Origin of the sequence: Rhizobium mongolense USDA 1844, assembly GCF_000419765.1 — a bacterium.
In the GTDB taxonomy this organism is placed as follows: Bacteria; Pseudomonadota; Alphaproteobacteria; order Rhizobiales; family Rhizobiaceae; genus Rhizobium; species Rhizobium mongolense.
Map to the genome: position 1 here is coordinate 360,164 of NZ_ATTQ01000004.1, position 22,290 is coordinate 382,453.

The 22,290-nt window shown below is 61.0% G+C and carries 20 protein-coding genes and 1 other RNA gene; 12 read left to right on the plus strand and 9 right to left on the minus strand.

Annotation, left to right across the window (positions count from 1 at the left end; translation table 11 throughout):
- Positions 1-23: 23 nt before the first annotated feature.
- Positions 24-926: a LysR family transcriptional regulator gene (locus tag A3C3_RS0109695; RefSeq protein ID WP_022714408.1), complete on the minus strand. Its 903-nt coding sequence runs from the start codon at positions 924-926 to the stop codon at positions 24-26.
- 93 nt (positions 927-1,019) lie between these two features.
- Here A3C3_RS0109695 and A3C3_RS0109700 point away from each other — a divergent pair, with 93 nt between their 5' ends.
- The 3 genes from A3C3_RS0109700 (at position 1,020) to A3C3_RS0109710 (ending at position 7,373) form a co-directional block, all read left to right on the plus strand.
- The gene (locus A3C3_RS0109700; protein WP_022714409.1) at positions 1,020-2,054 is read left to right on the plus strand and encodes an aldo/keto reductase; all 1,035 of its coding nucleotides are present in this window, start codon (positions 1,020-1,022) and stop codon (positions 2,052-2,054) included.
- Between the two features lie 91 nt (positions 2,055-2,145).
- Positions 2,146-3,558, plus strand: coding sequence for an FAD-binding oxidoreductase (locus tag A3C3_RS0109705; protein ID WP_022714410.1), 1,413 nt, complete (start codon positions 2,146-2,148; stop codon positions 3,556-3,558).
- Between the two features lie 89 nt (positions 3,559-3,647).
- Positions 3,648-7,373: an AsmA family protein gene (locus A3C3_RS0109710; protein ID WP_022714411.1), complete on the plus strand. Its 3,726-nt coding sequence runs from the start codon at positions 3,648-3,650 to the stop codon at positions 7,371-7,373.
- A gap of 9 nt (positions 7,374-7,382) precedes the next feature.
- On the opposite strand, the gene A3C3_RS0109715 is transcribed toward A3C3_RS0109710, so the two are convergent.
- The 4 genes from A3C3_RS0109715 to ssrA form a co-directional block, all read right to left on the minus strand.
- A complete protein-coding gene (locus tag A3C3_RS0109715) occupies positions 7,383-7,595 on the minus strand; it encodes a ribbon-helix-helix domain-containing protein (RefSeq protein WP_022714412.1) in 213 nt (70 codons plus the stop codon).
- 97 nt (positions 7,596-7,692) lie between these two features.
- Entirely contained in the window at positions 7,693-7,887 is a 195-nt protein-coding gene (locus A3C3_RS0109720) for a DUF4169 family protein (protein WP_022714413.1), read from the minus strand.
- Between the two features lie 64 nt (positions 7,888-7,951).
- On the minus strand, positions 7,952-8,464 hold the full coding sequence (locus A3C3_RS0109725) for an SspB family protein (RefSeq protein WP_022714414.1): 513 nt from the start codon (positions 8,462-8,464) through the stop codon (positions 7,952-7,954).
- Positions 8,465-8,592: 128 nt separating this feature from the next.
- Positions 8,593-8,956: a transfer-messenger RNA gene (ssrA, locus tag A3C3_RS43465) on the minus strand.
- Positions 8,957-9,092: 136 nt separating this feature from the next.
- Between ssrA and thyA the strand changes: the two genes are divergently transcribed.
- Positions 9,093-10,010: a thymidylate synthase gene (gene thyA, locus A3C3_RS0109730; RefSeq protein ID WP_022714415.1), complete on the plus strand. Its 918-nt coding sequence runs from the start codon at positions 9,093-9,095 to the stop codon at positions 10,008-10,010.
- Positions 10,011-10,022: 12 nt separating this feature from the next.
- On the opposite strand, the gene A3C3_RS0109735 is transcribed toward thyA, so the two are convergent.
- Positions 10,023-10,238, minus strand: a complete 216-nt coding sequence (locus A3C3_RS0109735; protein ID WP_022714416.1) for a hypothetical protein — start codon at positions 10,236-10,238, stop codon at positions 10,023-10,025.
- 456 nt (positions 10,239-10,694) lie between these two features.
- Here A3C3_RS0109735 and A3C3_RS0109745 point away from each other — a divergent pair, with 456 nt between their 5' ends.
- The 5 genes from A3C3_RS0109745 (at position 10,695) to A3C3_RS0109765 (ending at position 15,279) form a co-directional block, all read left to right on the plus strand.
- Positions 10,695-11,213 carry a dihydrofolate reductase gene (locus tag A3C3_RS0109745; protein WP_022714418.1) on the plus strand — a complete coding sequence of 173 codons (519 nt, stop codon included), beginning with the start codon at positions 10,695-10,697 and terminating at the stop codon, positions 11,211-11,213.
- Positions 11,214-11,362: 149 nt separating this feature from the next.
- The gene (hflK, locus tag A3C3_RS0109750) at positions 11,363-12,439 is read left to right on the plus strand and encodes an FtsH protease activity modulator HflK (RefSeq protein ID WP_022714419.1); all 1,077 of its coding nucleotides are present in this window, start codon (positions 11,363-11,365) and stop codon (positions 12,437-12,439) included.
- Positions 12,440-12,442: 3 nt separating this feature from the next.
- The gene (gene hflC / locus A3C3_RS0109755; protein WP_022714420.1) at positions 12,443-13,375 is read left to right on the plus strand and encodes a protease modulator HflC; all 933 of its coding nucleotides are present in this window, start codon (positions 12,443-12,445) and stop codon (positions 13,373-13,375) included.
- 9 nt (positions 13,376-13,384) lie between these two features.
- Complete coding sequence (locus A3C3_RS0109760; protein ID WP_022714421.1) at positions 13,385-13,570, plus strand: DUF2065 domain-containing protein; 186 nt, start codon at positions 13,385-13,387, stop codon at positions 13,568-13,570.
- A 101-nt stretch (positions 13,571-13,671) separates the two neighbouring features.
- Positions 13,672-15,279, plus strand: coding sequence for a DegQ family serine endoprotease (locus A3C3_RS0109765; protein WP_022714422.1), 1,608 nt, complete (start codon positions 13,672-13,674; stop codon positions 15,277-15,279).
- A 126-nt stretch (positions 15,280-15,405) separates the two neighbouring features.
- On the opposite strand, the gene A3C3_RS0109770 is transcribed toward A3C3_RS0109765, so the two are convergent.
- Together A3C3_RS0109770 and serB are read right to left on the minus strand one after the other, a co-directional pair.
- Positions 15,406-15,972, minus strand: coding sequence for a GNAT family N-acetyltransferase (locus A3C3_RS0109770; protein WP_022714423.1), 567 nt, complete (start codon positions 15,970-15,972; stop codon positions 15,406-15,408).
- Positions 15,969-16,859, minus strand: a complete 891-nt coding sequence (gene serB, locus A3C3_RS0109775) for a phosphoserine phosphatase SerB (protein ID WP_022714424.1) — start codon at positions 16,857-16,859, stop codon at positions 15,969-15,971. Before serB ends, A3C3_RS0109770 begins: the two co-directional genes overlap by 4 nt.
- Here serB and miaA point away from each other — a divergent pair, their 5' ends adjacent.
- Both miaA and A3C3_RS0109785 read left to right on the plus strand, forming a co-directional pair.
- Positions 16,860-17,762, plus strand: coding sequence for a tRNA (adenosine(37)-N6)-dimethylallyltransferase MiaA (miaA, locus tag A3C3_RS0109780; RefSeq protein WP_022714425.1), 903 nt, complete (start codon positions 16,860-16,862; stop codon positions 17,760-17,762). It abuts the gene before it with no gap.
- A gap of 72 nt (positions 17,763-17,834) precedes the next feature.
- Complete coding sequence (locus tag A3C3_RS0109785) at positions 17,835-18,095, plus strand: hypothetical protein (RefSeq protein WP_022714426.1); 261 nt, start codon at positions 17,835-17,837, stop codon at positions 18,093-18,095.
- Between the two features lie 3 nt (positions 18,096-18,098).
- Here A3C3_RS0109785 and A3C3_RS0109790 read toward each other — a convergent pair whose 3' ends face one another.
- Positions 18,099-20,135, minus strand: coding sequence for an ATP-binding protein (locus A3C3_RS0109790; protein ID WP_022714427.1), 2,037 nt, complete (start codon positions 20,133-20,135; stop codon positions 18,099-18,101).
- A 349-nt stretch (positions 20,136-20,484) separates the two neighbouring features.
- Here A3C3_RS0109790 and A3C3_RS0109795 point away from each other — a divergent pair, with 349 nt between their 5' ends.
- On the plus strand, positions 20,485-22,278 hold the full coding sequence (locus A3C3_RS0109795; protein WP_022714428.1) for an acetolactate synthase 3 large subunit: 1,794 nt from the start codon (positions 20,485-20,487) through the stop codon (positions 22,276-22,278).
- Positions 22,279-22,290: the final 12 nt, after the last annotated feature.

Here is a 22,290-nt window from a genome sequence, read left to right on the forward strand (position 1 = left end):
GTTGCGGCAGGGGCAGGCTCGGCCTAGAGGCGAACGTTGGCTGCGAGAAAATCGAGCAGTGCGCGGACGCGGGCGGGCAGCGGACCGCCTTGGCCGATATAGACGGCATAGAATTCCTCAAGGTCGCCCGGGTTCAGATCTTCAAGGACAGATACCAGTCTTCCTGCGGCGATATCGGCGCGGACGGTGAAGACGGCAAGGCGCGCGAGGCCGGCGCCGGAAAGTGCCAGGTGGCGCATCCCTTCACCGTCGCCGATCTGAATGCCCGGCGTCACCGGCAAAAGCACCGTGTCGTCTTGATCAAGTAGCGGCCAGCCGCCGATGGCGCGGGAATAAGAAAAGCCGACGCGGCAGTGCCGTTGGAGATCGGCAATCGACTTCGGTTCACCATGGCGGCCAAGGTAGTCCGGCGAGGCGACAATGAACTTGCGGGCCGCACCGAGCTTGCGGGCGATCAGGCTGGAATTCTTCAGCGGTCCGGCGCGGATTGCGACGTCGGCGCGCTCCTCCATGAGATCGACGATCTTGTCGGTGTAGGAAATGTCGAGCGTCACGGCCGGATGAAGCGCCATGAAGGATGGTATGAGCGGGGCGAGCACATGATTGCCGAAGGACGCGCTTGTATTGATACGGATCGGCCCGGCCGCCTGTTCGCCTGCTGAAGCGTAGCGCTCGGCTTCGGCGATATCGGCGAGGATGGAGACGCTTCTTTCGTAGAACGCGCAGCCTTCCGGCGTCAGTTGCAGGCGCCGCGTCGAGCGGTTGATGAGACGTGTGCCAAGCCGGGCTTCGAGGCGGGCGATGAGTTTGCTGACGGCCGACGGCGTCATTCGGCAGGCGGTCGCCGCAGCGGTAAAGCCGCCGAGTTCGACGGCGCGCACGAAGACGTCCATTTCGCCGGAGCGATTGATGTCCTGACGGCTCATGATGAATTCAAATCACAAATGACTTTCTGGCTGGCAATCTATATCGCGCGTTAGTGAGTGTCTATCTCTCCTCAAGACAACAGGAGACAGTCCATGGAATACAGAAATCTCGGTGCATCCGGCCTCAGGGTGCCGGTCTTGAGTTTCGGCGCAGGCACCTTCGGCGGCAGCGGCCCATTGTTCGGCGCATGGGGCAATACCGACGTTTCGCAGGCGCGGCGTCTCGTCGATATCTGCCTCGAGGCAGGCGTCAATCTCTTCGATACCGCCGACGTCTATTCGGCGGGCGCATCGGAGGAGGTTCTGGGGCAGGCGATCGGCGGCAAGCGCGACGCCGTGCTCATCTCCACGAAGATGGCCTTGCCGATGGGGGACGGGCCGGCAGATTGGGGAACCTCGCGCTCGCGGCTGATCAAATCCGTCGATGACGCGCTTCGCCGCCTCGGCACAGATTATATCGATTTGCTGCAACTGCATGCTTTTGATGCCTCGACCCCCGTCGAGGAGATGCTTTCGACGCTCGATCGACTCATTGCTGCCGGAAAGCTCCGCTATATCGGCGCGTCGAATTTCGCCGGCTGGGAGCTGATGAAATCGCTCGCCGTCTCGCAGCGGCACGGCTACGCGCGATACGTAGCCCATCAGGTCTATTATTCGCTCGCGGGCCGGGACTACGAATGGGAGCTGATGCCGCTCGCTGCCGACCAAGGCGTGGGTGCGCTTGTCTGGAGCCCTCTTGCCTGGGGAAGGTTGACCGGCCGGATCCGCCGCGGCCAGCCGCTACCGGAAGGAAGCCGGCTGCACCAGACAGCGGAATTCGGCCCGCCGGTTGATGACGACATGCTCTTCAACATTGTTGACATTCTCGATGAGATTGCCGCGGAGACGGGCAAGACAGTGCCGCAGATCGCCATCAACTGGCTGACCGCCCGGCCAACCGTGTCCAGTGTCATCATCGGGGCGCGCAACGAAGACCAACTGCGCCAGAACCTCGGTGCCGTCGGCTGGTCGCTGACGAAGGAGCAGGTCGAAAGGCTCGAAAAGGTCAGCGCGGTGCCGGCGCCTTATCCGTATTTCCCGTACAGGAGGCAGGAAGGCTTCGCTCGGCTCAATCCTCCGCTCGTTTGAGCCATCTCACGAGACTCTTGACTGGACAGGCGCCATCCGTTGTCCCATACCAACCTGCCCGTGACGGCGGATAGTATGGGAGATCAACAGGATGGCGCTCAGCGATGCAAAGGCTGGAAAACGCAACGAGGAGGGCATTTCGGCGGTCGTCGGCATCTTGAAACAGCGCTTCGGCGAGCGCTTCCAGACCGGCTCATCCTTCCGCGCCCAGCATGCGCATACGACCACCTACATTCCGGCGCAGTTGCCCGACGGTGTGCTGTTTGCCGAGACAGCCGATGACGTGAGGGCCGCCGTCAAGGTCTGTGCCGAACACCAGGTGCCGGTGATCGGCTTTGGCACCGGTTCTTCGCTGGAGGGGCAGGTGAATGCCCCGAACGGCGGGATTTCGATCGACTTCAGCCGGATGAACCGGGTTCTCGAAGTGAATGCCGAAGACCTCGATTGTACCGTCGAGCCGGGCATCACACGCGAGGAACTGAACGTTTATCTCCGCGATACCGGCCTTTTTTTTCCCATCGACCCCGGCGCGAATGCCTCGATCGGCGGCATGGCTTCGACGCGGGCGTCCGGAACCAACGCCGTGCGCTATGGCACGATGAAGGACAATGTGCTCTCGGTCACGGCCGTGACGGCGAATGGCAAGGAAATCCGCACCGCGCGCCGGGCGCGCAAATCCTCGGCGGGTTACGACCTGACGCGCCTTTTCGTAGGCGCCGAAGGCACGCTCGGGATTTTGACCTCGGTGACGCTGCGGCTGCAGGGAATTCCCCAGAAGATCGCAGGCGGGGCTTGCTCCTTCCCGACAATCAAAGCCGCCTGCGACGCGGTCATCATGACAATCCAGATGGGCATTCCGGTCGCGCGCATCGAATTGCTCGATGACGTGCAGATGCGGGCATGCAACGCCTATTCGGGTCTGACTTACGCCGAGAGCCCGACGCTCTTCCTAGAATTCCACGGAAGCGACGAGACCGTCGAGCTTCAATCGGCGCAGTTTGCCGAGATCGCGGCCGAATGCGGTGGCGGCGAATTCCTTTGGACGGCAAACGCCGAGGAACGCAGCAAGCTCTGGAAGGCACGGCACGATGCTTATTGGGCCTGCCGCGCGCTGGCGCCCGGGCTTGCCGCACTTTCGACCGATGTTTGTGTTCCGATATCACGGCTTGCCGATTGCGTTGCCGAGACGCAGGCCGATATCCAGGAACATGGTCTGCTGGCGCCGATCGTCGGCCATGCGGGAGATGGCAATTTTCACGTGCTTCTCCTCTTCGACGACAAGACGGCGGAAGGTGTCGCAGTTGCGGAGAATTTCGTGGTGCGGCTCAACCAGCGGGCTCTCGCGATGGATGGAACGTGCACCGGAGAGCATGGAATAGGACAGGGAAAGATGGCGTTTCTCGAGCAGGAACTCGGCGGTGCCGTCGATCTTATGCGGCTGGTGAAGCAGGCGCTTGATCCTGACAATATCTTCAATCCGGGCAAGATTTTTCATCTTGTCTGAAAACGGAACAATCTCATGATCTTCGGCTTTGCTCCCGGCATGAATGACAGTAGTGTCGGCAACGGAATCCCGAATGGAGAATGCTTGATTTGATGGGCCGGTTCCTCGTCTTTTTGGGGGGAGTGATCGTCGTAGTGCTCTTCGTGGCACTGCTCGCGCCGCTTTTCATCGACTGGACTGACTTTCGCAGGAATTTCGAAGATCAGGCAAGCCGCATCATCGGCAAGAAGGTGACGGTGCATGGCACGGTCGATGCGCGCCTTTTGCCTTTCCCGTCGGTAACGCTGCATGACGTGCGTGTCGGGCAGGAATCCAACGGCCAGCCGATCGTGCAGATCGAGCAATTCGCCATGGATGCCGAACTTGCGCCGTTCCTTTCCGGCGAGGCGCTGATTTTCGATATGCGCGTCGTCAATCCGAAGCTGCGCCTGCGCCTGCTGAAGGACGGCACGCTCGATTGGATGCGCGGCAGCCGGCCGGAGATTCCTGCAAAGACCGTCGTTCTGGAAAGCGTGCATATCACCGGCGGCGACGTGCAGTTCATCGATGATCAGTCGGGCCGCGCCCGCAGCATTACGGGGCTGAACGCGGAAATGTCCGCCCGGTCGCTGGCAGGCCCCTGGCGGATCGAAGGCGATGCGGCGCTCGACGGCGAGCATGGCAGCTTTTTGATTTCCAGCGGACAGCCCGACGAAACCGGGGCGCTGCAGGTCAGGACTCAGCTGATACCCGATCAGCGTCCGGTCAAAATCGATCTCGATGGTCAGCTGAAGCTGGCCGACAGAAAGCCGAATTATCAGGGCCTCATGTCGGCTGCGGTCGAGAACCGTGGCGCAGCCAAATCCGACGACAAGAATGCACTGCCGCCGCGCCTCAAGGGCCGCTTCGAACTGACCAACGAGCGCATCCGGCTTTCCGAGTACCGGATGGAAATCGGCTCAGTGGACGATCCTTATGTGATCACCGGCGAGGCGACGCTCGATACCGGCAACGCGCCCGAGTTCCTGCTGATCGCCGACGGCCAGCAGATCGATGTGAACAGGATCGGCAATCAGGGCGCAGGCGGCAAGACCGCGCGCGATCCCGGCCTGTCCGCCCGGCAGCGGCTCAATTCGCTGATCAGCATCATCGCCCAGATTCCCGTGCCGCAGGTGCAGGGCAAGGCGAGCGTCAAGCTGCCGGCGATCGTTGCCGGGGACACAACCATCCGCGACGTGCAGCTCGATCTGCAGCCGGCCGGCAACGGCTGGACGATCGACAACGCCGTCGGGACGCTGCCTGGGCGCACCCAGGTGGAGGGCCAGGGCCAGCTGACGCTTAGGGGCGACCCTTCCTTCAACGGGCAGATTACCGTTGCCTCCAATCAGCCCTCGGGGCTTGCCTCCTGGCTTGCGGGTTCGGTCGACCCCGCGATCCGTCAATTGAAGCAGGCGGGCTTTTCCGCCGATGTCAGCCTGACGCATCAGCAGCAGCGCTTCAACAATCTGGAGATTGCCATCGGCCCCGCTACGCTGAAGGGCAAGCTGGAACGGCAGGCGCTGGAGAACCAGCCGCCCCTGCTGAACGTCGACCTTGCCGGCGATGCGATCGACCTCGATGCGCTGAGGGCGCTGACGGGCCTGTTCACGGGGCAGGACGCAGGCGAAAATGTGCTCGACCACAAGATTACGGCACAGCTGAAGGCGGATAAGTTCAGCGCCTTCGGCGTCGAGGCAGAGAATGTCGAGACCAGCTTTACGATCGCTGACGGGGCGCTTGCGGTCGACAAGCTGGTCGCCAAAAATCTGGCAGGCGCCGAAATCACCGCCACCGGCCGGGCCGAAGGCTCCTTGCTCGATTACAAGGGCTCGGGGGAGATCACCTTGAAGTCCGCCGATCCGGGACCCTTCTTCACGATGCTGAAGGAGCATTTGCCGCAGCATCCGGTGATGGACCGGCTGGTGCGCAATGCCGCCTGGTACACCAACACGGCGCTGCGCGGTGCGCTGACGCTTGGCGGCGACGAGGGCGACGGGCTTGCGCTGACGCTTGCCGGCGTTTCCAATGGAAGCCGCGTGAACCTCGACTACCGCATGTCGGATCTGTTGGCGCTGACGGGCAAGGGCACGACCAATCTGGAGGCGACGCTTGAAAACAGAACGACTTCGATCCTGTTCGGGCAGGCGGGCCTCGATCCGCTTCCGGTCGAAGCTGACGCCAACGGCCGGCTCGCCCTGAAAGTCCAGGCAAGCGGTACCGATCCGGCCGATGCATCGCTGACCTTTGCGACGGACCGGACGTCCTTTACTGCGAATGGCAAGGTCGATGTCCGTCCCGGGAATTTCATGAACGGCCAGATCGGCGTCTCGCTCGAGAGCGCCGATCTCGATCCGTATCTCGTGATGAACGGCATTGCGCTGCCGCAGATGGGAACCGGGCTGCCTTTCGGGCTGCAAACAACGGCAACCATCGATGGCGACAAGATTGTCTTCTCCGACCTCAAGGGTCATGCCGCCGAAAATCAGTTTTCGGGTGCGCTGACGGTCGATCGCAAGACAGACAGGACGACAGCGAGCGGCGAACTTGCGCTTGACCGCGCCGATGCGACCTGGCTGGGCGAGGCCGTCTATGGCCCGATGACAGATGCTGCGACGGGCGACTTCTCGACCGCAGTACTTGGGCAGCCGGTGTTCAAGGATATGGATGTCAACCTGAAGTTTTCGGCTAAGGAATTCTGGCCGGGATGGTCGGCAGCCGTAACCGGCTTCACCACCAATGCTGTCTACAAGGGCGACGAACTGCAGCTCAACGATGTGAAGGGCGGCTGGGACGGCGGCCAGCTTTCCGGCAACCTGCTTTTCACCAATGCCGAGGGCACCGGCTTCTTCCAAACCAAAGTTTCGCTGTCCGATTCCGATCTTGCCGGCGTCGTCTGGCCGCGCGACGGCGCGCCGGTTGCGAACGGCAAGTTCGGGCTTTCTCTCGGTATGGAAGCCTCCGGCAAGACGATGACGGACCTCGTGAGCTCGCTCACGGGCTCCGGCGAGCTGCGGCTTGGCGAGACCACCGTGCGCGGGTTGAACCTTGCGATCCTGCCGCCGCTACTTGCTGCAACGGATCCGATGCAGGACCAGCTCAATGCCGGAAAGATACATCCGATCGTCGAAACGCTGCTCAACAATGGAGAGGCGAAACTTCCGCCGACGGGCATTCCGTTCAACATCACCGACGGCGTGCTTCGCGTGCAAAACGTCACCGTTGCCAACGAACTCGCCAAGGTGACCGGCAATGCGCAACTCAGCCTGCCGCAGGAGCGCATCAACGCATCCCTGAACATCACTCTCAATCCGGGCGAGGAAGCGCTTGCAGGCGCGGAGCCCGCGCTGCGGCTCAACTATTCCGGATTGCTCGCATCGCCCGGCAGGACGATGGATGTAACCGATCTCGCCGGATATCTGTCGCTTCGTGCATTCGAACGCGAACGCCGCCGTGTCGAGCGGCTGCAGTCGAACGTCCTGGAAAAGCAGCGGTTGCGGCGCGAGGTGGCGCTTTACAAGTTCAACGATGCGCAACGCGTAAGAGCCGCGGCGATCGAGGCCCAGCGCAAGGCCGAAGAGGAGCGCCTGCGCGCGCTTGCCGCGGAAGCTGCGCGGCAAAAGGCCGAGGCGGAGGCGAAGGCCAAAGCGGAGGCTGAAGCAAAGGCGAAGGCGGAGGCCGAGGCGAACGCCGCTGCTGAGGAGGCGGCGCGGCGCGCGCAGCAGCTCAACCAGCCGCCACCGATAACCGGCAACCGGCTGAATTTCGATGCCTTGCCGGGCGTGCCGTTGCCGCAGTAAAGGCTCGCTCTAGCTGCGATTTTTCAACCAGCTCAAGACATGGATCCGCAGCGCGGAGGAGAGGTTGCTTTCCGGCTCTCGCCGGTCGTCGATTTCGGATATGAGGGCCGCAAGCGGAATGGCGCGGGCTGTGGCGATCGCTTTCAGCTCGGCCCAGAATTCGTCTTCCAGCGAGAAGCTAGTGCGGTGTCCATGCAGGCTGGCGGAATGCTTGCGGATCATCGGGCCTTCCACAGGCCGTTTTCGCAGAGTTGACAGATTGAGGGAGGAAATACCGCCAAGCGATTGACTGCGGATTCTTTTCGGCCCCTCTGCGCCGTCATTCGCCGCCTTCGTCCTTTTCGATCCGGCCCTGTCGGTGTGCTTTTTCGGCCTTCTCGTTCAGCGCTTTGGTCAGCTGCTTCTCGGTCTTGGTGCGGCCGAAAAGGATACGATTCTGCTCGGCCTGTTTTTCCTTTTCGGAACGGGCCTGCTTCTTCTTGAACTGGCGGAGATTAACGATTTCTGCGCTCATGGCTTGCCTCCGTCCGGCTGGAAAAGGGCACATGAAAAAGGGAAGCGTCTGCTTCCCTTGATATTTACTGCTTCTTGCGGAAGGCGTCGAGCGAGACGACGGATCCCGGCTTCTTCTCGTCGCCCTCGGCGGGTTTTGCCGCGGACGGTTCCTCGCCTTTTTCGGGTGCGACCGGATAGGCGGTGATTTCGGCCGCGGGAACTTCCTCGCCGTCCGTCAGCGGCACGTCGAATTCGAGTTCAAAATTGACCGAAGGGTCATAGAAGCCACGGATGGCATTGAAGGGGATGACCAGCTTTTCGGGCACGTCGGAGAAGGAAAGGCCGATCTCGAACAGCGATTCGGTGATCTTCAGATCCCAGAACTGGTGCTGGATCACGATGGTCATCTGCTCCGGATACTTGGATTTCAGATGCTGCGAGATGCGGACGCCAGGTGCGCCGGTCAGAAACGTAATGAAGAAATGATGGTCGCCGGGCAAGCGGCCCGTCGTTGCGACTTCGGACAAGACCTTGCGGATCACGCCACGCAGCGCGTCCTGTGCCAGAATGTCGTAGCGGATGTGGTCCTGCCCCATACTTTTCCTGTCTTTCTTTGGTTCGGAAGTCTTTTCACAAGGGTATATGCCATGTCCGGCGGCCTTGGGAAAGGCTAAGTGTCCGAGTCAGCTTCACAAACAATACATGATTTGGACGGCAGGGAGAAGGTGAAGGCTTCTGTTGCCAGGTGCCTTCGGACCCCGCCTTAAGGTGCTAACCAAAAGGACTTAGAGCGGAATTCCCGCACCGCCGTTAGGCAGCGAGAGCATATTCCTTAGCGTTGTTGTCGTTTGCAACTACACTTGTGACCCGATAACGGCGGTATCATGCCGAGCAAAAAGTCGATCTTTACACCCTTGTCGATCCTGTTTCGCCCCCATCAAAAGCAGTCGTGAACCGGCTGTTTTTGGTGGAGGCGCCGGGTACCGCCCCCGGGTCCAATAGGTTTATTACACCGCTCATTTATCGCCATAGCCGGTCCGAAAACCGGCAAGGCTGATATAGTGTTTTCCGAAGCGCATGGAAAGGGGATACGTCACAAAACCGTTGCAGGCAGCATGAGAATTGCCGGGATAAGCCTCCGCACAGTTGGTTTCAGCGGCAGAAGCGCCTAAATTGGGAAACGGAATCGACCGCGACCATATGCTCGCACACGGGGAGACACGGATGCTGCGTCATCCTGAATATCAATATCTAGACATCATGTCCCATCTGCTGGAGAAGGGCGATCGGCGGATGGATCGCACCGGCGAGGGCACACTTTCGACGTTCGGCGCGATGATGCGCTTCGATCTTTCGGACGGCAGCTTCCCGGCGTTTACGACCAAGAAGGTCTTCTGGAAGACGGCGGTGAAGGAGATGCTCTGGTTTTTGACCGGGCAGACGAACATCCAGTCGCTGCTTAAGGAAAACGTCAAGATATGGACGGACTGGCCGCTTGCTGCATACCGCAAGGCGACGGGCGAGGAGATATCCCAGGACGTGTTCGAAAAGCGTGTTCTCGAAGACGACGCTTTCGCGGCGAAATGGGGCGATCTCGGACCGGTCTACGGCAAGCAGTGGAGGCGGTGGCTTGACCGGAACGGGGTGGAGCACGATCAGATCGGCGCGCTCATCCATAGCCTCAAGACCAATCCGACGAGCCGGCGCATGCTGTTCCACGCCTGGAATGTGGGCGAGATTGATCAGATGGCGCTTCCTCCGTGCCATATGACCTATCAGTTTCACGTTGCCGGACTGCAACGCGGCAGCGGCCGGCCGCAGCTTTCCATGCTCGTGAACCAGCGCTCCTGCGATATTTTCCTCGGCGCGCCGTTCAATATATGCCAGCAGGCAGCATTGCTTGCGATGGTCGCCCAGCAGGTGCAGATGGATCGGGGTGAACTCATCTGGGTCGGAGGCGATACGCATCTCTACCTGAACCACCTCGATCAGGCCAAAGAGCAGCTTGCGCGCAAGCCCATGGCCTTTCCCAAGCTGGTGCTGAGGCGCGAGCCCGACGAGATCGACGGTTATCGGATCGACGATTTCGAGGTCGTAGGATATCAGTCGCACGATCGGATCGATGCCCCGGTCGCCGTTTGACGGACGGTCGTCCTAGCGGACCGAGCGCTTGCCGTTGCGATCGGCAAGTGCTTGCTGACTTCCGTGAAGCTCGTTCATGACTTCCGCGAGCCGGCCCGCCTCCTGCTCGTCCAGCCCGTCGAGGATCTGTCCGCCGAACGACGCAGGCGACTCCGTGACGTGGTCCCAGACGATCCATTGATTCATCGGGTCGCAGATCACGTCAAATCGAGGCATCGCATTCGTCATTCACATCAGCCTTCCGTCATCTTTCCGGATTAGTCCGACAGCCGTTAACAGACGCTTTCCGAACCTGCCGAGCATGCGTTCCGTGCGTTTGACGGGGATGATCGGAAAGCCCATAAAATGCCAGGCAAATGCCGTGCCAGGCCTGTCGTTACCGGAGAACCGGCCTTGCCGCCTGTGACAACCCACGCGAAAAGTCCCGCCCCCATGGCGACGATGACGAGGTCGATGCGGCTCGGCCGATCTCTGTCTCCCATAAAACTCAACTTAACGTAGCATTTTCCGGAGTAAAATTGAAACGTACGGCGTGGTTTACGAAATGGTTATGCTGCATTGCGATATCTCGCATTCGGACGTGCCCGCAGGCGTGGACGGGATTTCATCGAGCGTCACTTGCTTGTTGGCCCGCCCGGCGGTAGATCCGGCGGGCCAAGCCGTCACTTCAACCTCAGGAAGTTCATGTCCGACATTAGAAAGACCATCGTCGTTGCCGTGGCCGAAAATGGCGTCATCGGACGCGACGGCGATATGCCCTGGCGGCTTTCGACCGATCTCAAGCGCTTCAAGGCGATGACGCTCGGCAAGCCGCTCGTGGTTGGGCGCAAGACATATGAGAGTTTTGGCAAGCCGCTGCCCGGACGCCCGCATGTGGTGATTTCCCGGCACGCGACGATCGAGCAACCGGATGTGACAATGGCGCGTTCTTTTTCCGAGGCGATCGGCATTGCCGAAAGGCTGGCGCGCGAGACTGGCCAGACCGAGATCATCATTGCCGGCGGCGGAGAAATCTATGCGCAGGCAATGGCGCTGGCAGACCGGATGTGCGTCACGCATGTGCAGACCCATGTTGCGGGCGACACATCCTTCCCTTCGATCGACCCTGCCGCCTGGATGGCAATTGAAGAAATCGATGTACCGGCAGGGGAAAAGGACAATTATCCGACGCGCTTCGTCGTCTATGAGCGCCGCAGCGCCTGAAAACGAAATATTTATCAATAAATATCGCCAAGTTCTTCATGCCGCGTTGAAAGCAGCAGCGGCGATACCTATAACGGTCACAATCGCTTAAAGCCTGCCGCCCCCGCGGGCACGATGCGATTGGGAGTTTAACGAACAACGAGGTTTTGATGCCCTGGAGCAATCAGAATGGCGGCGGCGGCCCATGGGGCGGCGGCGGCGGTAATAATCAGGGACCGTGGGGGCAGGGGCCGAACCGCCCGCGCGGCGGCCGGGGCGGGCCGCCCGATCTGGAAGATATCATCCGGCGTGGCCAGGATCAGCTGCGCAATATCGTACCCGGCGGTTTCAACGGCGGCGTGGCGGTGATTATTGCGGCGGTTCTCGTCGTCTTCTGGCTTTTCCAATGCATCTACATCGTCCAGCCGGACGAGCGTGGTGTCGAGCTTCGCTTTGGCCAGCCGAAGGAAGAGATTTCGACGCCGGGGCTGCATTTCCACCTCTGGCCGATGGAAACCGTCGAGATCGTCAAGGTGACGGTGCAGCAGCAGAATATCGGCGCGACGTCGGCTTCGTCTTCGACAGGTCTCATGCTGTCTGGCGACCAGAATATCCTGAACGTCGAGTTCTCGGTCTTCTTCACCGTGATCGATCCCAAAGCCTATCTCTTCAACGTCGAAAACCCGGCCGAAACGCTGCAGCAGGTGGCTGAAAGCGCCATGCGCGAAATCATTGGCCGGCGCCCTGCGCAGGATGCCTTCCGCAACAACCGCCAGCCGATCGAAACGGAGGTTGCCGCCATCGTGCAGGGCACGATGGACCGTTACAATGCGGGCATTGCGGTAACCGCGGTCACTATTCAGGACGTAGCGCCGCCGCGCGATGTCGCCGATGCCTTCGAAGAGGTGCAGCGCGCCGAACAGGACAAGCAGCGCCTCGTCGAAGAAGCGAACCAGTATGCCAACCAGAAGCTCGGCCAGGCACGCGGCGACGCGGCCCAGATTCGCGAAGCAGCGGCTGCCTACAAGGACCGTGTCGTGAAGGAAGCGGACGGTGAGGCGCAGCGCTTCACTGCCATCAACGAAGAATATTCGAAGGCTCCCGAAGTGACCCGCAAGCGCCTGTTCCTCGAGACGATGGAACAGGTGCTGAAGAATTCCAAGAAGGTCGTGATCGATGAGAAGCAGGGGATCGTTCCCTACCTGCCGCTCAACGAGATCGGCAAACCGGCACAGCAGGGAGGTTGAGCCATGACATCGAACAGACTTCCCGTTATCATCATCCTGCTCGCCGTTGTGCTTGTCATCGCTTATTCCTCGGTCTTCGTGGTCAATGCGCGCGAGCAGGCAATCGTCGTGCGCTTCGGCCAGATCCAGTCGGTGAAGACGGAGCCGGGCATCTACTTCAAGCTGCCTCTCGCCTTCATGGATGCCGATCGCGTCCAGATCGTCGAGAAGCAGGCGCTGCGCTTCGACCTTGATAATATTCGCGTCCAGGTTCGCGGCGGTTCGACGTTCGACGTCGATGCTTTCGTGATCTACGACATCAAGGACGTGCGCAAGTTCCGCGAGACGGTATCGGGCGACCGCGAGGCCGCCGAAGCGCGACTTCGCACCCAGCTCGATTCGTCGCTCCGCCGTGTCTACGGTCTGCGCGACTTTGATGCCGCCCTTTCGGACGAGCGCGTGGCGATGATGCTCGAAGTGCGCGACGACCTGCATGGCGACGCCGAAAATCTCGGCATCAATATCCAGGACGTGCGTATCCGCCGGACCGACCTGACTCAGCAGGTGGCGCCGCAGACTTATGGCCGCATGCGGGCCGAGCGTCTCGCCGAGGCCGAGCTGCTGCGCGCGCAGGGCACCGAAGAGGGCCAGCGGCGCCGGGCTATCGCCGATCGCCAGGTGGTCGAGATCACTGCGGAAGCCCAGCGCGATGCGGAAATCATCCGCGGTCAGGGCGATGCGGAGCGCAACCGCATCTTCGCAGACTCCTTCGGCAAGGATCCGTCGTTCTTCGAGTTCTACCGCTCGATGGCGGCCTATTCCTCCGCGCTGTCGTCCCAGGATACGACGCTGGTGCTGTCGCCGAATACGGAATTCTTCCGGTATTTCGACAATTCCAACGGCACGACGCCTCCGGCTCCACCTCAAGCCCCGGCACCTGCGGTCCCATCAAACTGACGCATCCGGATGCAGGATTTCCTAACAGGAATCGCATTCTTTCTCATCATCGAGGGGCTGGTCTACGCACTGGCCCCTCGTTTTCTTGTCGAGATGGCCCGGCTGCTTCCAACGGTTCCGGAGCGCCAGCTACGCATCTTCGGACTTGGCGCCGTCGTGCTCGGTGTCGTACTTGTCTGGTTCGTCAGACGCTGACGCAGATTGCACGGGATTTCGCGAAAAGGTGATTTCACGCTCCATCATTCCGCCCTATGTTGATGGTCAGACTGCCGCTTTGACCCATAAGAGGAAGCTTGATGGCCCCCACGACACGCCCGACCTTCAGACGATCGCTCGCTCTCCTGGCCGGGGTTGCACTTCTGGCAAATATTGGCCTTACCGGCGCCGCTGAAGCGCAGAGCACGCCTCCGTTGAATGGTCCGGCCTCTGTTGCCGACCTTGCTGAAGGGCTTCTCGATGCGGTGGTGAACATCTCCACCTCGCAGAACATCAAGGGCGATGAAGGTTCCGGCCCGGCGCCGCGCGCACCGGACGGCTCGCCGTTCCAGGAATTCTTCAACGACTTCTTCAATAAGCAGCAGGGCGGCCCGGGCGGCAACCACAATGTCAGCTCGCTCGGCTCCGGCTTCGTCATCGATCCATCGGGTTATATCGTCACCAACAACCACGTGATCGAGGGCGCAGACGACATCGAGGTCAATTTTGCCAATGGCACCAAGCTGAAAGCCAAGCTCATCGGAACGGACACGAAGACCGATCTTTCGGTGCTGAAGGTCGAACCGAGGACGCCGCTGACGGCCGTGAAGTTTGGTGATTCCAGCGATATGCGCATCGGCGACTGGGTGATGGCGATCGGCAATCCGTTTGGTTTCGGCGGGTCGGTGACCGTCGGCATCATTTCCGGCCGCGGCCGCAATATCAACGCAGGCCCGTACGACAACTTCATCCAGACCGATGCGGCGATCAACAAGGGCAATTCCGGCGGTCCGCTCTTCAACATGAAGGGCGAGGTGATCGGTATCAACACGGCGATCATTTCGCCGAGCGGCGGCTCGATCGGTATCGGCTTTTCAGTGCCTTCGGAGCTTGCTGCGGGCGTGGTCAACCAGCTTCGCGAATTCGGAGAAACGCGCCGCGGCTGGCTCGGCGTGCGCATCCAGCCGGTCACTGACGACGTGGCCGACAGCTTGGGTCTCGATACCGCCAAGGGTGCGCTCGTCGCCGGTGTCATCAAGGGCGGGCCGGTCGACAACGGTTCGATCAAGGCGGGAGACGTCATCCTGAAATTCGACGGCAAGCCGGTCAATGAGATGCGCGACCTACCGCGCGTCGTGGCCGAAAGCCCAGTCGGCAAGGAAGTTGACGTCGTGGTCCTGCGCGACGGCAAGGAGCAGACTGTCAAGGTAACGCTCGGTCGTCTGGAGGACAGCGATCAGGCCGCTTCCAACGACGCTGATACCTCTCCGGATGGTGTGATCAATCCTGATCCTGAGGAGAACGACGACATGGACGAGCCGAATCCCGATCAGGATCAGGTTCAGCCGGCACCCGACGGCAAAGGCCAGACCGATCAGCAGGCGCCGGTGACGCCCGATGCCAGGACGCCGAAGGATGTGCTCGGCCTATCGCTGTCGCAGCTCAGCCCCGAGATCCGCAAGACTTTCGGCATTGCGGAAAGCGTGGACGGCGTCGTGGTGACGGAGGTGGCGCCCGGCTCGGCGGCCGCCGAAAAGGGCCTGAAGGCCGGCGATGTGATTGTCGAGGTCGCCCAGGAATTCATGAAGTCGCCGGATGCCGTGGCTGCGAAGGTGCAGTCGTTGAAGCAGGAAGGCCGCCGCAACGCGCAGCTGATGATCGCCTCGGCAAACGGCGATCTGCGGTTCATCGCAGTGCCAATGGAATAACAATGCGCGGAATGGCTGATCCTTTCAGGAACTGCTGAACCGTTCCGCACCGGTGTCTGCGCCGGTGACGTCGACACGACAACAGCACGACATTCTCCTGTCTCTGTCGCGCATGGGTAATCGGTGTCAGCCGATTTTTCGTTCCCATTGCTGACGGCTGATCGCATAGAGCACGTGGCGTTTCAGGTGCGGATGCGTGTCGGGAACGCGGGGATGATCGAAATCGCGGTCCGGATCGTGATGCAGGCCGAGTCGGCGCATGACGGCGGTGGAACGATGATTGTCGGCTACCGCAAAAGAGACGATTTCGGGAGGATCGAACTGGGTGAAACCATGGCGAAGTGATGCTTCTCCTGCTTCCGTCACGTATCCCTTGCCCCAATGCCGTTTCGCAAGACGCCAGCCGATTTCAATGGTGCCTGCCGGCAGGAACGGTTCGAGTTCGGGCTTCCAGAGGCCGCAAAAGCCGATCGGCTCATCGGTTTCCTTCAGTGCCATGGCATAGAAACCAAGCCCTGCCGTGGCGATGGCATCGCGGATATTATCAAGCATCGAATCTGCTTCGGCGCGGTCGCGGCGAAAGGCGAAGAATTCCATCACTTCAGGATCGGAATTTATCTCGTGGAAAAGCGGTCGGTCCGCATCTGTCCAGTTGCGCAAAAACAGGCGGTCCGTCGTCGCGATCACTGTCATGGGGTCACAAAATCCGTCTTTCGGTAGCCCTGGATATAAAGCAGCGCGGTCAGATCGCCGTGGTTGATGCGCATTTTCGCTTCGGCGGCGACGGTGGGTTTGGCGTGCAGGGCGACGCCGGAGCCTGCGAGGTGGATCATGCCGAGATCGTTGGCGCCGTCGCCGACGGCGATTGCGTCTTCGGTGGAGATACCGAGCCTTGCGGTAATTTCGTTGAGTGCATCCACCTTCGCCTGCTTGCCGAGGATCGGCTCGGCGACGAAGCCGGAGAGCAAGGCTCCCTCTTCAAGAAGAATGTTGGCGCGGTTTTCGTCGAAGCCGAGAGTTGCGGCGATCCGGCTGGTGAAGACGGTGAAGCCGCCGGAGACGAGGGCGGTATAATAGCCCTTCGATTTCATCGTGGCGATCAATTCCGGACCGCCGGGCGTCAGCGTGATGCGCTTGGCGATAACCTCATCGATGACTGAAACCGGCAGGCCTTTCAGGAGTGCAACGCGTTCGCGCAGTGCGGGTTCGAAGGCGATCTCGCCGTTCATGGCGCGGGCGGTGATCGCGGCGACCTTGTCCTTGAGGCCGACCTCGGCGGCGAGCTCGTCAATGCACTCCTGCCCGATCATCGTCGAATCCATGTCGGCGATCAGCAGTTTCTTGCGGCGCGTTTCGGCCTCCTGGACAACCAGATCGATCGGTGCGCTGGCGATGGCCGCGAGGATATTCGCCTCCGCCGCTTGCGTATCGGTGCCGTCGCGAAGGGCGATATCGCAGGCGATGCCGTCTGCCAGCCAGTAGAGCCCGGATGCCTTCACGGTTTCGGCAGCCTGTTCGGCGAGACTCGGCGTGAGTACGGGATTTGACGGATTGGCAACAAGCGTGGCAACGAGAGCCATATGGAAAACCTTCTGAGCGCAACAAGTGCGATCCTGATAACCGGGCCGACCGCCAGCGGCAAGTCCGCGCTTGCCGTGGAACTGGCAAAACGCCACGGCGGCGCTGTTGTCAACGCCGACAGCATGCAGGTCTACGGCACGCTGCGCATCCTGACGGCGCGGCCGTCCGAGGCGGAGATGCAGGGCGTGCCACATCATCTGTACGGCCATGTGCCGGCAGGCGCTGCCTATTCGACGGGGACCTGGTTGCGCGATGTCACGGCATTGCTGCCCAATCTGAGTGCCAAGGGACAGTTGCCAGTGTTCGTCGGCGGGACGGGGCTTTATTTCAAGGCGCTGACAGGCGGCCTTTCGGATATGCCGGCGATACCGGAAAACATCCGCAACCGGCTACGGGCGCGCCTGCAGAATGACGGCGCGGAAGCGCTGCATGCCGAACTGGCCATGCTCGATCCAGCCGCTGCCCGCAGTCTCAGCATCCAGGACGGGCAACGCATCGTGCGTGCCTTGGAGGTGCTGGGGGCAACGGGGCAATCGATCCTGCGCTTCCAAGGGCAGGCGGGGCCGCTGATCGTCGATCCGGCGCGTGCGGAAAAGATCATCGTCCTGCCGGAACGCGCCGTGCTCCACCAGCGCATCAACGGGCGCTTCGAGAAAATGCTGGAGCAGGGTGCGGAAGATGAGGTCAAGTCGCTGCTGGCACTCGGCCTTTCATCGGAAATGCCGGTGATGAAGGCGATCGGCGTTTCGCAGATTGCAGCCATGCTGAAGGGCGAGATGACGCGCAGCGAAGTGATCGAGAAGGGTGCTGCTGCGACACGGCAATATGCCAAGCGGCAGATGACCTGGTTTCGCAATCAGATGGACGAAAGCTGGAAGCGCCTGACATCGCCGCAGCCGTGATCAGGGCGTAAGCTTCAAGTCTGTCGGCGCGTTATCATCATTGCGAACGGAAACCGTCGGCCAGGAGATGTCATGAATAATTTTCTCGCAAAAACGCTTGCTTCCATCAATGCTCTGATTGCAATCGTCATTCTGGCGTTCTTCACGCTGTCCGGTGCAACCGCGGCCTCGGCTCAAGGCGGGTCCGGAATGTTCGTGATCGGAGTGATTTTCGGCGCGATCGCCGGCATCGTGGTCGCCGCTCTGGTCTGCGGAACGGTCGCCTTTCTGACGCTGATAGAGCGCCACCTGAGTGTCATTGCCGCTGCAGCCAGGCAATCTCAGGGGCAATGAGCCTCAATCCTTGTTATGGAGGCTCCTGAGCGGCTTCTTGAGAATGCTCTCGCGGAGCGACATGCCGGGTTCGCGGTGCGGGCTGGCAGCCGGATCTTGAGAGAACACCGGCCGCTGGGACGTTGTCTCCTCGCGGCGCATCTCTCGCCGGAGAGCTTCCAGGCGGCTGTCCAAAGATGTTTGCGGTGGTGCGGTTTGCGGCTCGCGCGGCGCATGGCTGCGCGGCAGCATGTCCGGCCTATAGGAATCGGTCGGTGCCAGCGGCGGCGCAGAGACGGATGCCGCATAGGGAGCATCCTCCGACGGCTCTTCGTCGTCGAACAGCATGTCGCTCTGCGCGGCACTGTAGCTTTGCTGGAAAGACGAAATATCCGGCCCGCCGCTGACGGCGCGCATGCGCGTCACGATCTTGCGCAGATCGACCGTATCGGGATCCTCGTCGGAATGCTTGGCGTTCGCCCCGTTCGCCTTCGGCAGCAGATGCTGCTCGACGCGCGAAAAGCGCATGCGCATCGGCACGCTGATCGCCTCGCCGAAGGCGATCGCTTCACCGTTGCCGATCGAGGAAATGAAGCTCGTCGTGGAGATCGACGAATTCGGGATTGCCGAGCGGATGATGTCCTGGTCGCGATCGTTGGCAAGGCGCATGGCAAACAGCGTCGAGCACTGTGAGAGGATCGTCTGGTCGAGTTCGCCGGGGCGCTGCGTGATGATGCCGAGCGAGACGCCGTATTTGCGGCCTTCCTTGGCGATGCGGGCGATGGCCTGGCGCGTCGGGATGAAGCCGAGGTTCGGATCGGCCGGAACATAGCGGTGCGCTTCTTCGCAGACGACGAGCATATGGACGGCGCCGTCGCTCCAGAGCCCGATTTCGAAGGCCATGCGGCACAGGACGGAGGCGACCGAATTCACCACTTCCGACGGGATACCGGAAAGCTGGAACGTGCAGATCGGCCGGTCGTCGCCGGGAATGCGGAATATCTGCGCCACGGTGTCCATGATCGTGTCGCTGATCGTGTTGTTGGAGAACATGAAGTGGTAGCGCGGATCGTTGATCGCCGCGATGATGCGCATCTTCAACGAGCGCAGGAAGGGCTTCTCGGCGCGGCCTTCGAGACGGCCGATGCGCTCGTCGATAAGCGCCAGCAGGTCGGCCATGCGGTAGGGGACCGGCGTATCGGCGGTGATCGAGCTCTTCTCGGTGGTGCGCCGGACGAGCGAATTGTCGCTGCCGCGAAAGGCGCGCTTGGCGTCCGGCATGATGTCGCGAAGCATGTCGAGTTCTTCGGGCACTGGCGCGCGGCCGCGGAAGACGACTTCTGCGAATTCTTCAAGCCGCATCAGCCAGAAGGGCAGATCGAGCGTGTCGGTATCAATGACGACCGAATGCTTCGGGAAAGCGGCTGCGAATTCGTTGTGCGGATCGAGGATCAGGACGCGCAACTTCGGATCGGCTTCGATCGCCTTGTGCAAAAGCAGCGAGACGGCCGTGGATTTGCCGACGCCCGTGGAACCGACGATCGCGAAATGCTTGGAAAGCATCGAGGGGATGTGGATCGCCGCATCGATGCTTTCGTCCTGGGTGAGGTTGCCGATGACCGCCGTCGTCCCGGTGCCAGCGTCGTAGATGCGCATCAGATCGGCAGCGCGGATGCGGTGCGCAATGGCGCCGAGATGGGGATAGCGTGAGATGCCGGTCGAGAATTCCTCGCGGCCGTCTTCCTCGACGCGGACTTCGCCGAGCAGCTCGGTCTCGATCCTGAAATAGTTGTCCTCTCCCTCGCCCCAGGCATGCGTGCCGGTGTTCATGGCGTAAACGAGGGCGACGACGCGGTTCCGGCCGACGCTGACCGAAATCAGGCGGCCGACGGACCAGAGTTCGGTGAGATCGGTGCCGCCGGCCTCTGCGACGGCGGCGATGGTCGCGCGTGAGCCGCTGCACGCGACGACGCGGCCGAGGAAGCGATTCCCGGGGGTTAGATTGTCGCGGCGATCCTGCTCGCTGGCTTTGCCTGACGTTTGCAAGTCGTTGTTGAGCAACGGCCTACTCCCTGCGTTAGCAGGCGATCATATGATCTATCCTTTAACAAAACCCTTCGGGCCTCTTGTTTTTTAAAGGGATAACCGGCGCTACATCTTTTGGCGCCCGCCGTTTTTTTATTTCGGTAAGCGTTGACGCTGTGAAATTTTCTGTCTATCAATTGCGCCCATGAAAATAGCAGCAGCTCTTATTGTGGTGGGAAAGCGCATGGGCAGGATGGTGTAACCATCCGGCGACAGCCACCCATGCGCTAGTTGACAGGCTCCCTCTGGGGCCTTTTTTTATGCCTGAAATCCAGGCTTCCGCACCGAAGACCTCAATTCCAGCAGTCAAAACGGAACAGAAAACATGACGGGCACGGACAACCAGACACCAGACAATCGGATGACAGGAGCGGAGATCGTTCTGCGGGCGTTGAAGGACAACGGCGTCGAACATCTCTTCGGCTATCCGGGCGGTGCGGTGCTGCCGATCTATGACGAGATATTCCAGCAGGAGGAGATCAAGCATATCCTCGTCCGCCACGAGCAGGGCGCCGGCCATGCGGCCGAAGGCTATGCCCGATCGACCGGCAAGGTCGGCGTCATGCTGGTCACCTCCGGTCCGGGCGCAACCAATGCCGTCACGCCGCTGCAGGACGCGCTGATGGACTCCATTCCGCTGGTCTGCCTCACTGGCCAGGTACCGACCTCGCTCATCGGTTCCGATGCCTTCCAGGAATGCGATACCGTCGGCATCACGCGGCCCTGCACCAAGCACAACTGGCTGGTCAAGGACGTCAACGAGCTCGCTGCCATCATCCATGAAGCCTTCCGCATCGCGCAGTCCGGCCGCCCCGGCCCGGTCGTCGTCGATATTCCGAAGGACATCCAGTTCGCGACCGGCACCTATACGCCGCCGGCCGATCATGCGATCCAGAAGAGCTATCAGCCGAAACTCCAGGGCGATCTCAACCAGATTCATGCGGCAATCGAGCTGATGGCCAGTGCGCGCCGTCCCGTCATCTATTCCGGCGGCGGCGTCGTCAATTCCGGTCCGGAAGCCTGCAAGCTGCTGCGCGAGCTGGTCGAACTCACCGACTTCCCGATTACCTCGACGCTGATGGGGCTCGGCGCGTATCCGGCCTCCGGCAAGAACTGGCTGAAGATGCTTGGCATGCACGGTTCCTACGAGGCCAACATGGCGATGCACGATTGCGACGTCATGGTCTGCATTGGCGCCCGCTTCGACGACCGCATTACCGGCCGCATCAACGCCTTCTCGCCGAATTCCAAGAAGATCCACATCGACATCGACCCGTCCTCGATCAACAAGAATGTTCGCGTCGACATCCCGATCCGCGGCGATGTCGCCCACGTTCTGGAGGACATGGTCCGCCTGTGGCGTGCTCTGCCGAAGAGGCCGGAGAAGGGCCAGCTTTCCGACTGGTGGACGAATATCGCCCGCTGGCGTGCACGCAACTCTTTCGCCTATACGAAGAGCAACGACGTCATCATGCCGCAATATGCGCTTGAGCGGCTGTACGAATTGACGAAGGACCGCGATACCTACATCACGACCGAAGTCGGCCAGCATCAGATGTGGGCGGCGCAGTTCTTCGGTTTCGAACAGCCGAACCGCTGGATGACTTCAGGCGGCCTCGGCACGATGGGTTACGGCCTGCCGGCAGCGCTTGGCGTGCAGATCGCCCATCCTGATAGCCTCGTCATCGATATTGCCGGCGATGCTTCGATCCAGATGTGCATCCAGGAAATGTCGGCGGCGATCCAGCACGATGCGCCCATCAAGATCTTCATCATGAACAACCAGTACATGGGCATGGTGCGCCAGTGGCAGCAGCTGCTTCATGGCAACCGGTTATCCAATTCCTATACGGAGGCGATGCCGGATTTCGTGAAGCTGGCCGAAGCCTATGGCGCCGTCGGCCTGCGCTGCGAAAAGCCGGACGATCTCGACGGTACGATCCAGGAGATGATCGACGTGAAGAAGCCGGTCATCCTCGATTGCCGCGTTGCCAATCTCGCCAACTGCTTCCCGATGATCCCATCGGGCAAGGCGCATAACGAGATGCTGCTGCCGGACGAAGCCACGGACGAAGCGGTCGCCAATGCGATCGACGCCAAGGGCCGTCAGCTCGTTTGATATCGAAGGTGA